14 protein-coding genes are annotated in these 13,368 nt (G+C 61.6%); 7 read left to right on the plus strand and 7 right to left on the minus strand.

Annotated elements, in window-relative coordinates:
• Positions 1-5: 5 nt before the first annotated feature.
• The 4 genes from EP165_RS13665 to EP165_RS13680 form a co-directional block, all read right to left on the minus strand.
• Positions 6-635, minus strand: a complete 630-nt coding sequence (locus EP165_RS13665) for an exopolysaccharide biosynthesis protein (protein ID WP_127523359.1) — start codon at positions 633-635, stop codon at positions 6-8.
• Between the two features lie 127 nt (positions 636-762).
• A complete protein-coding gene (locus EP165_RS13670; RefSeq protein WP_127523360.1) occupies positions 763-1,398 on the minus strand; it encodes a DUF1638 domain-containing protein in 636 nt (211 codons plus the stop codon).
• A 46-nt stretch (positions 1,399-1,444) separates the two neighbouring features.
• Positions 1,445-2,965 carry a glycosyltransferase family 39 protein gene (locus EP165_RS13675; RefSeq protein ID WP_127523361.1) on the minus strand — a complete coding sequence of 507 codons (1,521 nt, stop codon included), beginning with the start codon at positions 2,963-2,965 and terminating at the stop codon, positions 1,445-1,447.
• Between the two features lie 66 nt (positions 2,966-3,031).
• Positions 3,032-3,724 (minus strand): corrinoid protein, encoded by a 693-nt coding sequence (locus EP165_RS13680; protein WP_127523362.1) that lies wholly within the window; start codon positions 3,722-3,724, stop codon positions 3,032-3,034.
• 262 nt (positions 3,725-3,986) lie between these two features.
• On the opposite strand from EP165_RS13680, the gene EP165_RS13685 reads away from it, so the two are divergent.
• From EP165_RS13685 to EP165_RS13695, 3 genes are all read left to right on the plus strand, one after another.
• Complete coding sequence (locus EP165_RS13685) at positions 3,987-5,564, plus strand: trimethylamine methyltransferase family protein (protein WP_127523363.1); 1,578 nt, start codon at positions 3,987-3,989, stop codon at positions 5,562-5,564.
• Positions 5,565-5,656: 92 nt separating this feature from the next.
• Entirely contained in the window at positions 5,657-6,328 is a 672-nt protein-coding gene (locus EP165_RS13690; protein ID WP_127523364.1) for a 4Fe-4S dicluster domain-containing protein, read from the plus strand.
• A 39-nt stretch (positions 6,329-6,367) separates the two neighbouring features.
• The gene (locus tag EP165_RS13695; protein WP_127523365.1) at positions 6,368-7,000 is read left to right on the plus strand and encodes a LysE family translocator; all 633 of its coding nucleotides are present in this window, start codon (positions 6,368-6,370) and stop codon (positions 6,998-7,000) included.
• A gap of 3 nt (positions 7,001-7,003) precedes the next feature.
• Here the strand turns inward: EP165_RS13695 and EP165_RS13700 are convergent, their stop codons facing one another.
• On the minus strand, positions 7,004-7,408 hold the full coding sequence (locus tag EP165_RS13700) for a hypothetical protein (RefSeq protein ID WP_127523366.1): 405 nt from the start codon (positions 7,406-7,408) through the stop codon (positions 7,004-7,006).
• A gap of 123 nt (positions 7,409-7,531) precedes the next feature.
• On the opposite strand from EP165_RS13700, the gene EP165_RS13705 reads away from it, so the two are divergent.
• The 4 genes from EP165_RS13705 to EP165_RS13720 all read left to right on the plus strand — a co-directional run bounded on the left by EP165_RS13705 (position 7,532) and on the right by EP165_RS13720 (position 11,337).
• Entirely contained in the window at positions 7,532-8,095 is a 564-nt protein-coding gene (locus EP165_RS13705; RefSeq protein WP_127523367.1) for an RNA polymerase sigma factor, read from the plus strand.
• 2 nt (positions 8,096-8,097) lie between these two features.
• Complete coding sequence (locus EP165_RS13710) at positions 8,098-10,104, plus strand: vWA domain-containing protein (RefSeq protein ID WP_127523368.1); 2,007 nt, start codon at positions 8,098-8,100, stop codon at positions 10,102-10,104.
• Between the two features lie 221 nt (positions 10,105-10,325).
• On the plus strand, positions 10,326-10,886 hold the full coding sequence (locus EP165_RS13715) for a hypothetical protein (RefSeq protein ID WP_127523369.1): 561 nt from the start codon (positions 10,326-10,328) through the stop codon (positions 10,884-10,886).
• 94 nt (positions 10,887-10,980) lie between these two features.
• A complete protein-coding gene (locus EP165_RS13720; protein WP_127523370.1) occupies positions 10,981-11,337 on the plus strand; it encodes a hypothetical protein in 357 nt (118 codons plus the stop codon).
• A gap of 65 nt (positions 11,338-11,402) precedes the next feature.
• On the opposite strand, the gene bmt is transcribed toward EP165_RS13720, so the two are convergent.
• Together bmt and EP165_RS13730 are read right to left on the minus strand one after the other, a co-directional pair.
• Entirely contained in the window at positions 11,403-12,422 is a 1,020-nt protein-coding gene (gene bmt, locus EP165_RS13725; RefSeq protein WP_127523542.1) for a betaine--homocysteine S-methyltransferase, read from the minus strand.
• A gap of 95 nt (positions 12,423-12,517) precedes the next feature.
• Entirely contained in the window at positions 12,518-13,357 is an 840-nt protein-coding gene (locus tag EP165_RS13730) for a helix-turn-helix domain-containing protein (protein ID WP_127523371.1), read from the minus strand.
• Positions 13,358-13,368: the final 11 nt, after the last annotated feature.

Raw genomic sequence — 13,368 nt, forward strand, 5'->3', positions numbered from 1 at the left:
CGCGATTACAATCCGCTGAAAAACAGCGCTGCCATGGCGCCCGCAGCGCCTATGACGGTGGCAATGATCAGCAGCGAAACAATGCCGACCGCTGTTCCTAAAGCCAGAAACACGCCGTCCCGCTCCGACAGGGAAAGGCCGATGATTGCGACTGCAAATGCAGGCAGCCAGTTGCCGAGCGGTATCGGCAATGTGACGGCGATCGAAAGGACCAAACCGAGGGCCCCGATCACGCGATCGGATGTCTTGGCGGACACGAATGGCCAGCGCCGCGGTTTGACGAGCCGTTCGAGGCGCTCGAGCTTTGGCAATAGCCGGTCGATCATGCCGCGAAACCGCTCATGGCCCACCGAGCGGTTCAGCCACGAGCGAGGCAGCCATACCGTTTCGTAGCCGGCCACCATCTGAACCGTGAGCAGTATCAGAGGGGGGCCGAAGAGCAGGGTCGAGCCGGGCGGAAGAGGCAGAAGGTTGAGCGAGGCGCAGAACACAAGAAGCGCTGCATAGCTACGGTCGCCGAGCGCATCGCGGATCATCGCCACCGTTACCGGGCCGTCTGACGAATCAGCCAGTTGGCGCAGCACCTGCGACAATCGCCGGGGCGGCTTGCGGTAAACGAGATTTGTGCCGGTCATGCTCGGTCCGATCCGGCAGTGTCAGCAATTGCCAACGGTTTCACACATGCGGAATCGCACTCCAGCTTACGCTGGTGTTAGTGCCGCATCTATAGCGGCGCAAGTCGGCTCGCAGCCGCGTCGGCGCTCAGGCACGGCTCGCGCGGGCAGCACCCGCAAGCGCCTGATCGAGGTCGCCATATCCGGTGCGCCTCTTCTCATAGGCCAAGCCAAGCATGCGCGCGGCACCTTCGGCCACCTTGTCCAGCTCGGGATCGTCGGTCTGGGCCAGATAAACGACCTTTTCGTAATGTCCGAAATAATCCTTTGCGAGCTCGGGATGACGGTCGAGCCCGAGCGGACGCATGAAGAAGGCGTCGAACTGGCGGCACAGGAAGTCGGTCACATAAAACGAGGTGAAATCGTCGTCGGCGATTTTCTCGAATGCGTCGATGCCCTGGTAGAATGCGAAGCAGTGCGGGCCGGCGATGCGCTCGACACCGTGCTTTTCGCAGACCTTGTCCAGCATTCCACCGGTGCCGCAATCGCCGTATCCGACATAGATGTGGCTGTAGCCCTCCGCGCGCGCCTCTGCGATGGCGGCATCCATGGCCGGCGGGATCCTGTCTGGGTAATAATGATATTCGGCCGGCAGGCAACGCAGTTCCAGATGCTCGAAGCCGTGTCGGTCACGCACCGCAAGTACTTCGCGCGCGATCATGCCGCAGGCGATGACCAGAAGCTTTTCCGGTTCGATCTGCTGCGGTGGGGCGAATTCGTTCATGACTCCATCTTAGCCGCGATGACACTGCAACCGAAGAAATTCCATCTCAGCGGCCTGTGACCGGGAGAACGATTATCGTGAATGCCGGCGCGTCGGCGCGCGATTGAACCACGAACCAGGGATCGCCTATTTCATCGTATTTTCCGGCTGCCACTTGCCTCATCCAGTTGAGTTCGGCGTCCGTCGAATTCAGATGCGCCGCCGAAATGACATAACCATGTTTGCGGGCCGGAAGCCTGTCGTCGGGAATGTAGGCGAGATGCAGCGGGCGCGCGAGCGCCGGCGCCACGGGCATTTCGGGGCCGAGCGCGTAGCCTGCCATCCCGCCGATGACCCAGCTTGCCGGTATGATGAACGCGTCCGGGTCGTCGTAGATGTCGCGCTGCTCGAAATCCTGGCGCAGCGCATCCCATGACAGCGAGGTCCAGCTGAAGTCGGAATCGGAGGGCAGGCCAAGCCAGCGCGTTACCGCGGCAGTATTTGCCTGCAGCGTGGCTAGCGGAGCCAGGATCAGCAGGATTGCGGCCGGAATGACGGCAAGACGCGGCAGCAGGCGCGGCCATGTCGCGCGTTTGGTCGCAAACCAGGCGCCGACCAGCGGAAATGCGAACACGAAACCCGGCATCGACCAGTGCGGCAGCATCTCGCTGGCGACCAGCGCCACGACATCAAAAAGAACGATCGGCAGCGCTGCCATCAGCCCGAGCATGCGCTCGACCGGGAAACGCGGCCAGACCACCGCACGAAATGTCGTCAACAGCGCGAATGCCCAGATCCAAGGCCACAGGAAACCAATCTGGCCGGCTTGCAGAACAAGGAACCGGGTGATGCTGAACCCGCCGCCGTGTGTACGGCTCGACTGAAAGTGCAGCGTGACCCAGTCGTTCTGGATGTTCCAGATGAAAATCGGCGCGGTGCATGCAAGCGCGATGAGCGCGGCAATCCAGGGTGCCGGCGTTGCCAGGATGCGCCGCCCGCGCGGCTCCCAGACCATCCACGCAAACACCGAAACCGCAAACAGCGCCGCGGTGTATTTCGACAGCATGGCAGCGCCCAGCGTCAGCCCGGCGAGTGCCCAGCGGCCGGTATTCGGCTTTTCGTCGCCGAGGAATTCGGGGAGCACGATCCACAGGGTGAGAAGCAGGAAAAAATAGAGCGGGCCTTCCGGCAACGCGAAATGCGATGCGGCGAAGAGAAAGAACGGAGCCGTCGAATAGAGTACAGCCGCCCAGAAACCTGCCTCTGCACCGAAGATCCGCCGGGTGATGAGGAAGATCAACCAGGCCGAAGCCGCACCCAACAGCACATGCGGCAGGCGCACGAAAAACGAAGCCTCACTGCCCGCCATCCATGCCGCGAGCCGCGGCAGCCCGAAGGCGATGGTCGGGTGATCGTAATAGGAGAGGCTCGGGAAGCGGGTCACGACGAGCGTGTAGGCCTCGTCGGCGAATATCGGGAAACTGGCCGACAGCACCAGCCGCACCACCAGCAGTGAAAGAATGACCGCAATTGCGAGGCGCTGGTAACGGTCGTCGCCGGTGCCGGATTGTGCGGGGGGCATTGTCATCAAGGCGGGTCTTCCAATGAGCGACCGGAGCCGCCGGAACGGCCCGCCTTACAGCAACAGTAGGCGCTAAGCCACCTGGTTGTGCTTGCGTTTCATGAAATCCTTGGCGGTTTCGACCGCTACGGCAGCATCGCGGCAGTAGGCGTCGGCCCCGACGGCCTTGCCGAACTCCTCGTTCAGCGGCGCGCCGCCGACGAGAACGACCAGGTCCTCGCGAATACCCTTTTCCTTGAGCGTGTCGATAACGACCTTCATGTAGGGCATGGTGGTGGTGAGCAGCGCCGACATGCCGACAATGTCGGGATTATGCTTCTCTATCGCTTCCAGATAGTTCTCGACCGGGTTGTTGATGCCCAGATCGATGACTTCGAAGCCGGCGCCTTCCATCATCATGCCGACGAGGTTTTTGCCGATATCGTGGATATCGCCTTTTACGGTGCCGATGACCATCGTGCCCTGCTTCGGAGCGCCGGTTTCGGCGAGCAGCGGGCGCAGGATCGCCATTCCGGCCTTCATCGCGTTGGCGGAGAGCAGCACCTCCGGCACGAAGAGGATGCCGTCGCGGAAATCCTCGCCGACGATGCGCATGCCCTCGACGAGCGCTTTGGTCAGCACGTCATAGGGTACCCAGCCGCGGCCAAGCAGGATATTGGTCCCTTCTTCGATCTCTTCCTTGAGACCGTCATAGAGATCGTCGTGCATTTGCAGAACGAGATCTTCGTCGTTCAGTTCGGACAGGATGATCTCGTCGTCGGACATATCAACTCCCCGGAGGTTCTGACTTCAGGTCACCGCAACATAAAGCACAACAGCTTCATAGTCTTCGCCGCTGGCCCTGCCATAGCCGATTTGCGACTTGACGCAAAAGGAAAGCGACTGATCCAGTGTGATAATTCGTTGCCGGGCGGGCTTGGCTGGTTTGCGACACCTTCTGGCGCTTGCGGGCCGTTTCGGCCATCTTTGTCGGTTACAAGATCGCCGAAATGCCGCCAGGCGGCGGTTGCGGCACCGGGATACGGCCATGGAAGACGAACTCGTGCAGATGCAGGAAGCGGGCTCAGCCGCCGGGCGGCGCGGCCGCGGCGAACGTGGCGGTGCTTCGGCCCGCAGGGCGGCACGCACCAGCGGCCAGCGTGTGCAACTGTCCTATATCCGGCGCGCCCGCCCGCCCTATGAAGTGCTGGACGAGGAAGGCCTCGCACTTATCGAGAAGAACGCCGACACGGTGCTGGAGGAGATCGGCATCGAGTTTCGCGATGACGCCGAGGCGCTGGCGCTGTGGAAGGAAGCAGGCGCGGACGTGCAGGGCGAGCGCGTGCATTTCCCGAAAGGGCTTTGCCGCGAACTGCTGAAGACTGCGCCGTCTACCTTTACCCAGCATGCACGCAATCCCGAGCGTTCCGTCGAGATTGGCGGTAATGCAACCGTATTCGCGCCGGTTTACGGTCCGCCCTTCGTGCGCGACCTCGACCATCAGCGGCGCTACGCCACCATCGAGGATTTCCGCAATTTCGTGAAGCTCGCCTACATGGCGCCGTCGATCCACCATTCGGGCGGCACTGTGTGCGAACCGGTCGATATACCGGTCAACAAACGCCATCTCGACATGGTGTTTTCGCATATGCGCTATTCCGACAAGCCGTTCATGGGCTCGGTGACCGCGCCCGAGCGTGCTGAAGACACTGTCGCGATGTGCCGCATATTGTTTGGTGATCAGTTCGTTGACGAAAACACGGTCGTCATCAACCTGATCAACGCCAACTCGCCGATGGTGTTCGACGAGACGATGCTGGGTGCCGCCAAGGTATATGCGCGCGCCAATCAGGCAACCATCATCACGCCGTTCATTCTGGCTGGCGCCATGAGCCCGGTTACAGTTGCCGGCACGCTGACGCAGGTGCTCGCCGAGGTGCTTGCGGGTGCCGCCTTCACGCAGCTCGTGCGGCCCGGAGCGCCGGTTGTGTTCGGCACTTTCGCTTCCTCGATCTCGATGCAGTCGGGTGCGCCGACCTTCGGCACGCCGGAACCTTCGCTGGTGTCTTACGGGGCAGGGCAGCTGGCGCGGCGCCTCGGGCTGCCGTTCCGTACCGGCGGTTCGCTGACGGCCTCAAAGGTTGCCGACGCGCAGGCAGCATATGAGAGCGCCAACACGCTGAACTCGACGCTGCTTGCAGGCACGAACTTTGTGCTGCACTCGGCCGGTTGGCTGGAGGGCGGGCTCGTCTCATGCTTCGAGAAATTCATGATGGATATCGACCAACTCGGCATGCAGCAGCGGATTTCCGAGCCGCTTGATCTGTCGGAGAACGGACAAGCGCTGGATGCCATTCGCGAAGTCGGGCCCGGCAGCCATTATCTCGGCTGCGCCCACACGCAGGCCAACTTCCAGACAGCATTCTACCGCTCCAACATTGCCGACAACAATTCGTTCGAGCAGTGGCAGGCCGAAGGTGGCAAGACGGCGCGCCAGCGCGCCAACGAGATCGCGCGACAGTGGCTCGCGAGCTACGAGGCGCCAGGGCTCGACCGCGGCATCGAAGAAGGCTTGCAGGACTTCATCGCGAAGAAGAAGGAATCGATGCCCGACGCCTTCACATGAAGGGAGCCCGTTACAGGCCGGGCTAAAGTGGCCGATATCATTCACAAGGAAGTCTGGCGCTCGGCGATCCGGAAGCCGGAAGGGTAGGCGCAATGCCTGCTATCCCCGCGAACGAGCTTTCGGCGGCGCTTGCGCCACACGGGCTCATGATGCGGGGAAGCTTCGAACTCGGCTCAGAGGATGCGCTATCGGGAACCATCGTTCTGGTCGGTTCTGCCGGTGACGGCTGGTGGCAACCTTTCCAGGACTGGATTTTGGAGCAGGGCGGGTCGATCGAGAACCCGCTCGACAGCTGGACGCGCGAGATTGTCGGCGCGCTCTCCGATGCTTACGGCGCGAGGCTTGTCATGCCCAACGACCGGCCATATGCGCCGTTCCAGCAATGGGCGATGCGGGCGGAAGGTTTGAGGGCTTCGCCGATCGGTGTCCTGATCCACCTCGAATATGGCCTATGGCACAGCTATCGCGCAGCGCTTCTGTTCGACGCGCCGCTGCCTGAGAAGGTGAATCAACAGGTTGAGAAACCGATTCACCCCTGTGATGCATGTATCGGAAAACCTTGCCTGAATGCCTGTCCGGTGGACGCTCATTCGTTGAGCGGCTTCGACCACGCTGCGTGCCTTGGGCATGTTCGCGGCGGGCAGGGAGGCGACTGCCGCACACAAGGCTGCTTCAGCCGCAATGCCTGTCCGGTCGGTACCAACTGGCGTTTCCGGCCCGAAACTCAGGCCTTTCTGCAACGCGCTTTCGCGGGGCCGTTCTAGGCGCTTGCAAGCGTTTCGCCAGCATGGTTCCTTCAATCTATGGAACCGATCGTCGTGCTCGTTGGCATCTTCGCCGTATTCATTCCCGCATTGATCCTGCCGGGTCCGGATTTTGTTGCCGTGGTACGCTCGTCGATGACGCGGGGCACGGCGGCCGGCCTGTTCACCACGCTCGGCGTATCGGCAGGGCTCGGTATGTACGCCACGCTCTCGATGCTTGGCCTGTCGGCGATCCTCTCGGAGTTTCAATGGCTTGCCTGGGCAGTCCGCGTACTGGGCGGCGCCTATCTGATCTATCTCGGGGTGCGCCTGGTGCTGTCCAAACCGGAAGCGATCGAGATCGGCGAGGATGAACGGCGGCGCGGTCCGCATCCGCTGGTGTTCGGATTTCTCGTCACGCTGACCAATCCGAAGGCAATCGTGCTTTTCGCCAGCGTGTTCGCCACGTCAGTGAATGCGGCAACGCCCGGCTGGCTGATGGCGCTGATGGTCGGCATCGTGATTGTGAGCTCGCTCGTTTGGTACTCCTTCGTCAGCCTTTGCATGTCGTCCGCGCCGGTGGTCCGCTCTTTCGGGCGCGTACGGCATTGGATCGAGCGCACCGCTGGCGTGTGCTTCGTTGCGATCGGCGGCAAGATCATTGCCGACAGCCGCAGCCCGATCAGCGCCTGATACTCAGTCCTCGACGTCGATATCGTAGCGCGACAGCACGTCCGGGTGGATGAGGTTTGCGTGGACGGCAAGCAGCACAAGCTGCGCGTCTGGTCCATCGCCCTCCGCCAATGCGGTTTCCATGCGCTCTTCGATAAGCTTGCGGGCCTCAGGGCCGTTCGCGCGTTCGAACGCTTCGGGACCTGACAGGCAGTAGGCGAAGAAGGCCGCCACCAGGCCGTAGGCTTCCACTGGCGGTTCCGTTTCGCCGAAATGATCTTTCATCAAATTGACGATGGTGAGTTTTGCCGGCTCAGGCACCGTGGCCGGGTGCAGGTCGGCGGCGCGAAGTGCAGCATCGAGTTGCCGAAGGTCGGAAGAGCGCCCGAAAACGCCGAGAAAGCCTAAGGAGGAGCGCCGTCTTGCCATCACCCGTATGTCGGCGCTTTCGTGCGTTCCTGCAAGTGCGGCGCGGTGGGCTCCGTTCAGTCACCTGGAAAAAATCTTCACACGACCCCAAGGATTGCCCACAAGGCACCGTCTAAGGGACAAATGACGGCGATGATGCTGCAAGCGAAAGAGCCCGCCGACGGCGAACTGGCGGCGCGGGCAAGCGAAGGCGACAGGGGCGCGTTCAGCGAACTTGTCGGACGGCACTACGATTTTGTCTATCGCGTCGCTTTCCGTTTCACAGGCCGCCGCGAGGACGCCGAAGATCTGGCACAGGAGGTCTGTGCGCGTCTCGGCAGGGCGATCCGCGGCTATCAGGGCGGCTCGGCCTTCACCACCTGGCTTTATGCCATCGTGGCGAATGCGGCGCGCGATTTTCTGCGCGGCCGCTCGCGCGAGGCAGACAAGGCGAAGGCCTATCGCAGCTTCGCGCTGCTTGAAAACGAGGCTGGCGCTGCCGATGAAGACCCGGCTGAAGCGCTGTGGGCGGCGGTGCGGCAGCTGCCCGACAAACAATGCGAGGCGGTGACGCTTGTTTACGGCGAAGGGCTCAGCCACGCCGAGGCGGCGGAACTGATGGCGGTCGCCGAACCGACCGTCTCCTGGCACATCCATGAAGCAAAGAAACGGCTGAAGGCGCATCTCGCAGCGGCCGGGGATGAATGACCATGTCTGAGAAAGACGAATTCGACATCCTGAGAAACGCAGGCGTTCCCGCGCCCCGCACGGAGGCCCGGGAAGCAGCGCTGCGCAGCGCGCTTGGCGCGTTCGACCAAAATTTTTCCACCGCACCCCAAGGATCGGCCGACGCGCATCGTCAAAGCGGTCGAATGAACAAGCTTTGGAGCGCGATGATGCAAATGAAACTGAGTGCGACGCCGGCGGTTGCCGGGCTGCTGGTGCTTCCGATTGCCGGTTATGCGACCTGGCAGCTCATGTCCGATGGAACATTCGGCATCGATCGCGACGTGGCAGCGGAAAAGCCGATTGTGGAAACCACGGCGCCTGCTTCCGGCAAGAGCGAGCAACCGCAGGAGCTTGCAGCAACTCAGACCGAAGAGCGCGAGCGCTCGTTCTACGACACGCTCACACAGGCGGAAGAAGCCGTCCAGGATTTGAGCGGGCAAGTCGCGTCCTCCCCGCGACCGGCGCAGCCGTCACGGCTGCTGCGCTCGCCCGCCGGTGGCGAATCCAAGATGATGGTTCTTCCGCCTGCACCCGAGCCCGCGCCGGAACTCGAAGAGAACCGCGACAGGTTCCAGAGTTTCGAGACCAACCCGGTGCGCTCCGCACTCGAAAGCCCGGTCTCGACCTTCTCCATCGATGTCGACACCGCGTCCTACGCATTCGTGCGGCGTTCGCTGAAGGAAGGTTTTCTGCCCCAGCCCGACAATGTGCGGGTGGAGGAGATGATCAATTATTTCCCCTATGACTGGGCCGGGCCGGAAGACGCTTCGACGCCGTTCAACACCACGGTCACGGTTATGCCGTCGCCCTGGAACGAACACACCAAGCTCATGCATGTCGCCATCAAGGGCTATGACGTGCAGCCGGCCGAGAAGCCGCAATCGAACCTGGTGTTCCTCATCGACACGTCGGGCTCCATGAATGCGCCGGACAAGCTGCCGCTGCTCAAATCGGCCTTCCGGCTGCTCGTCAACCAACTGGGCGCCGATGACACGGTTTCGATCGTCACCTATGCGGGAAGCGCCGGCACCGTGCTCGAACCCACCAGCGGAAGCGAACGCAGTAAGATACTGGCCGCTCTCGACAATCTCGACGCTGGCGGGCGCACCGCGGGCGAAGAGGGCATTCGCGAGGCTTACCGGCTTGCCGAGCAGTCCTTCGTGGAAGGCGGCGTCAACCGCGTGATGCTGGCGACGGACGGTGATTTCAATGTCGGCCAGACCAGCGACGAGGATCTGAAGGCGCTGATCGAAGACAAGCGCGAGAGCGGCGTGTTTCTGTCAGTGTTCGGTTTCGGCCGCGGCAACCTCAACGATCAGATGATGCAGACGATCGCCCAAAACGGCAACGGCACTGCGGCCTATATCGATACGCTGGCGGAAGCCGAAAAGACGCTGGTGGAGGAGGCGGGTTCGACCCTCTTCCCGATCGCCAAGGACGTGAAGATACAGGTCGAGTTCAACCCGCAGATGGTCTCCGAATACAGGCTGATCGGCTACGAGACGCGGGCGCTCAATCGCGAGGACTTCAACAATGACCGCGTGGATGCCGGCGAGATCGGTTCCGGCCATTCGGTGACTGCGATTTACGAGATCACGCCGAAAGGCAGCCCGGCCGAAATGATCGATGATCTGCGCTATGGCGAGGAACGTCCCGCCGCGCCGGCAGGCACCGCCCAGGATGGCGAATATGCGTTCCTGAAGCTGCGCTACAAGGCGCCGGACGGCGACACCTCGAAGCTGATCACCACGCCGGTGACGGCGGAAAACGAGATCGCCTCGTTCGACAGCGCCAGCACAGACCAGCGTTTTTCGGTCGCTGTCGCTGCCTTCGGCCAGAAGCTGCGCAAGGCGGATGCCACTGCCGGCCTCAGCTATGACGAGATCATGCGAATTGCCACTGCCGCCCGCGGGACCGACCCGTTTGGCTATCGGGCGGAGTTCCTTTCGATGGTGCGCCTTGCCTCGGCGCTCGGCGAAAGGCGGTAGTGGCAACGATGCGGGCGCGCGGGCTCCTCTGGCTCTGACACCGCGCTCCCGCTTACTGGGCGGGTGAGGCAGGCCGGCGGGTTCGTCCCGCCGGCCTTTTTACGTGCAATATTCAGTGTCTATTTTCTCCCGGCCACATTTTATTTTCGCGGGAAGATTGATTGAGGTCAAATATTTGAAATGATAAATCTCTTCTTGAGTGATTCGGTTGGCGAGGGGATATGCCGGACAATCTCGATGAGAGGTTTGGGCCGGTTCTTTCGCCAAAGGCCACATCCTATCGACCGAATGGCTGGGACGATTGGGAAACTGAATCGCCGGATACGCTTGTCCGTCTGCAGGATGGGCAGAATGAAGATCTTCGTTGTTTGACAGAGTTGAGCCTGCGTCCGGGAGCCGCACTGTACGCTACCATGCGACAGGTGGCTTTGCTTTGGGTCGTGGCGCAAAATGGCGATCTATTCTATGCGCTCGAAGAATCAGCCTGGCCACCAAGTTCACCGGACAACAGGCCGGTAGTCCCGTTGTTGCGAAATCCAATTGGCGTAAAGTCCCGTTTGAAGCTGGGTCACCCGTCGCTGGTCGCCTGTCGACCAGCGCGAATTGGCGGAGAGATCATCTATGAACCAAGCTCGAAGAATCCCGCTGGATGGGAAATCAACAACAACTCCGGCAGATACGGACGAGATTGCGGACGGTCGCCACAACACCTGGAGAACGCATCCGCGGAATTCGGGAAGTATGGGATTCTTAACCTCTTTCCAGAATTCTATGGCGACTAGTTTGATGCCGCCAGCGCTTCAACCCGTTCAGCTTGTACCTAGAGCGACAAGCACTAGTTGTGGGTATGGAGAGGGCGAGTCGGAGCCCGATGACATGAACCTTGCTCGTCAGCGTGAAGCGATTGCGGAGTGGAAGGAGCGCTTTAAGTCGTTCCGGTCGGGGTCGTTTGCCGATGCAGAAAGGCTGGCGCGCTCGGAGGCCGGGCGCATGACGCTTGAATCGGCTCTCAACGCGTTGATTTCCGAAATCCGTGAAGAAGATTACCCGGACTACGAGATGTTCGATCATCTCGGACGCGATTTGGCCAAATGCTGGCCGAAGGAAACCGCGCCGCATCTGGTGACGCCTATGAATGTCGGCCAAACTCGTGTGGTTCAGATGATCGATGCTGCATTCGCGACTCACGGTCATTCAAGCCGACGTGACAGCCCGCGCGCGGCGGGTGGCTGAGCAGCGACGATCGAGACAAACGCTCGCTATAAGTGAGGCAGCGGTATTCTGCCTGACGGGTCCCGCTAGCCGCGCGCGCGGCGGCGCTCGCGACGCGGCGCGCCGGCGCTGTCTGCTCCGCTTTCGTCGGCCAGCTTGTTGCGCATCGGTCCGATGCGGCTGGTGATGTCGGCCACGGACGGTCGTGTGGCGCGGCTATGTTCGTCGAGGGCGACGCGCATCGCCTTCAGGTGCTCGAAGGACGTACCGCAGCAGCCGCCGATGATCTTGGCGCCGGAATCGATAGCGAGCCGCACATAATCGGCCATAAGTTCGGGGGTGCCGGAATAGTGGATTTCGGTGCCGCGGAACTCCGGGATACCGCAATTGCCTTTCACGATGATCGTTGCGTCCGCATTGGCGGCGCTCATGTCGATCAACGAGGCCAGTATATCGGATGCACCGACGCCGCAGTTCGCTCCGACCGCAACCGGTGCGTCGTCGAAGCCGGCTGTGACCCCATGGATGTCTTTCGGGTGCAGCCCCATCATGGTGCGCCCGGCAGTGTCGAAGGACGCTGTGAACGTGTATGGCATACCGACCTGTATGGCGGCCTGTGCGGCGGCCTTGATCTCGTCGGGCGACGACATGGTCTCGATCCAGGCAACTTCCGCGCCACCGGCCTTCAAGCCTTCGATCTGCTCGGCGAATGCCTCGACGGCTTCCTCGAAGGTGAGGGCGCCGAGCGGCACCAGAAGTTCACCCGTCGGGCCCACCGAACCCGCGACGATCACCTCGCGGTCGGTGGCGGCGACAACCGCGCAGGCGATTTCGGCCGCCTTTTTGTTGAGCTCGAAGACGCGGTCTTGCGCATGATGCAGCTTTAGCCGGTGGCGGGTGCCACCGAATGAGTTGGTAAGGATGATATCCGATCCCGCGTCGACAAAACCCTGATGCAGCGAGGTTACCTTTTCCGGTGCGCTCTCGTTCCACAATTCGGGCGCTTCGCCGGATTCCAGCCCCATGGCGAATAGATTGGTGCCGGTGGCGCCATCAGCGAGGAGAACACCCTTCTTCTCCAGAAGCGCGTCGATCGGATTGTGCATCATGCGAACTCTCAAGCTTGGATCGGATAACGATATAAAGAAGTCTTTATATCTGTCAATGCGCTTGAGGCTGGGAATTGTCGGCGTGAGAAGCCCTAAACCGACCGCGCCAATGCGCGGGCATGATCCGCTGCCTCATGGGCGTTCACCACCGCGCCGCGTATCAGATTGTCGAAATGACGGGTCAGCGTGCGCACGGGTTCTGTCGCGTTGAGCACGAGGTAGATGTCGCCGACATAGATCGCTGCGCGCTGCAGTCCGAAGATCGTGTAGGGGATCGAATAGCGTTGCCGGCCGTCATAGAGGTAGAGCCGGAAAGTAGGGTAGAGGTCGTCGAGCAGATGCGCCATATGCACAAGCTGGCGCTGGCGCGCAGCCGCCGGCAGGCCTGACCAGATACCGTTTCCCTGTGCGAAAATCTCCATCATGTGGACCGGCATACAGACCTCCATGTCGGTCTCGGGCATGCGGTTATATTCCAGCCGGTATTTGGCTTCTTTGGTCTGTGCCTCGGGGCTGCGGTTGGTGATGCCTGCCTCGTAGTCGATCAGCTCGGGCGTGCGCAGCAGATCCGGAAAGCCCGCCGGAACGTAACGGATCTTCGTGCCGACAGCTTCCGCGTGCCAGCGGGCCAGGAGTGTACGCTCGATGTCGCCGGAGCCTTCCTCGATCTCCAGGCTGGCGCGGATTTCGCCCGTGACACCCTCGTCCTGGCTGAGCCCCAGAAGCCAGTCGAGTGAGACCTTGTATTCGCTGGCGATATTCAGAAGCGTCTCGGCGCGGGGCAGCCGCGTCGAGGTGCCCGACAGAAGCTGGGAAAGCGCCGAGCGGTCGATGCCGACCGCCGACGCGAAGGCAGATTGATTGTCGCCAGAGCGCGCAAGCAGGGCGCGGAGCCGCTCGCGAAACAGGGTCGAGAGGTCGCGTTTGTCCATTTTGGCGTTTC

It is taken from the genome of Mesorhizobium sp. Z1-4 (assembly GCF_004000235.1).
GTDB lineage: Bacteria > Pseudomonadota > Alphaproteobacteria > Rhizobiales > Rhizobiaceae > RCIO01.

Excerpts from the sequence above, each read along its gene's own strand:
- EP165_RS13665 (WP_127523359.1), bottom strand. The coding sequence starts at position 635 with ATGACCGGCACAAATCTCGTTTACCGCAAGCCGCCCCGGCGATTGTCG.
- EP165_RS13670 (WP_127523360.1), bottom strand. The coding sequence starts at position 1,398 with ATGAACGAATTCGCCCCACCGCAGCAGATCGAACCGGAAAAGCTTCTG.
- EP165_RS13675 (WP_127523361.1), bottom strand. The coding sequence starts at position 2,965 with ATGACAATGCCCCCCGCACAATCCGGCACCGGCGACGACCGTTACCAG.
- EP165_RS13680 (WP_127523362.1), bottom strand. The coding sequence starts at position 3,724 with ATGTCCGACGACGAGATCATCCTGTCCGAACTGAACGACGAAGATCTC.
- EP165_RS13685 (WP_127523363.1), top strand. The coding sequence starts at position 3,987 with ATGGAAGACGAACTCGTGCAGATGCAGGAAGCGGGCTCAGCCGCCGGG.
- EP165_RS13690 (WP_127523364.1), top strand. The coding sequence starts at position 5,657 with ATGCCTGCTATCCCCGCGAACGAGCTTTCGGCGGCGCTTGCGCCACAC.
- EP165_RS13695 (WP_127523365.1), top strand. The coding sequence starts at position 6,368 with ATGGAACCGATCGTCGTGCTCGTTGGCATCTTCGCCGTATTCATTCCC.
- EP165_RS13700 (WP_127523366.1), bottom strand. The coding sequence starts at position 7,408 with ATGGCAAGACGGCGCTCCTCCTTAGGCTTTCTCGGCGTTTTCGGGCGC.
- EP165_RS13705 (WP_127523367.1), top strand. The coding sequence starts at position 7,532 with ATGACGGCGATGATGCTGCAAGCGAAAGAGCCCGCCGACGGCGAACTG.
- EP165_RS13710 (WP_127523368.1), top strand. The coding sequence starts at position 8,098 with ATGTCTGAGAAAGACGAATTCGACATCCTGAGAAACGCAGGCGTTCCC.
- EP165_RS13715 (WP_127523369.1), top strand. The coding sequence starts at position 10,326 with ATGCCGGACAATCTCGATGAGAGGTTTGGGCCGGTTCTTTCGCCAAAG.
- EP165_RS13720 (WP_127523370.1), top strand. The coding sequence starts at position 10,981 with ATGAACCTTGCTCGTCAGCGTGAAGCGATTGCGGAGTGGAAGGAGCGC.
- bmt (WP_127523542.1), bottom strand. The coding sequence starts at position 12,422 with ATGCACAATCCGATCGACGCGCTTCTGGAGAAGAAGGGTGTTCTCCTC.
- EP165_RS13730 (WP_127523371.1), bottom strand. The coding sequence starts at position 13,357 with ATGGACAAACGCGACCTCTCGACCCTGTTTCGCGAGCGGCTCCGCGCC.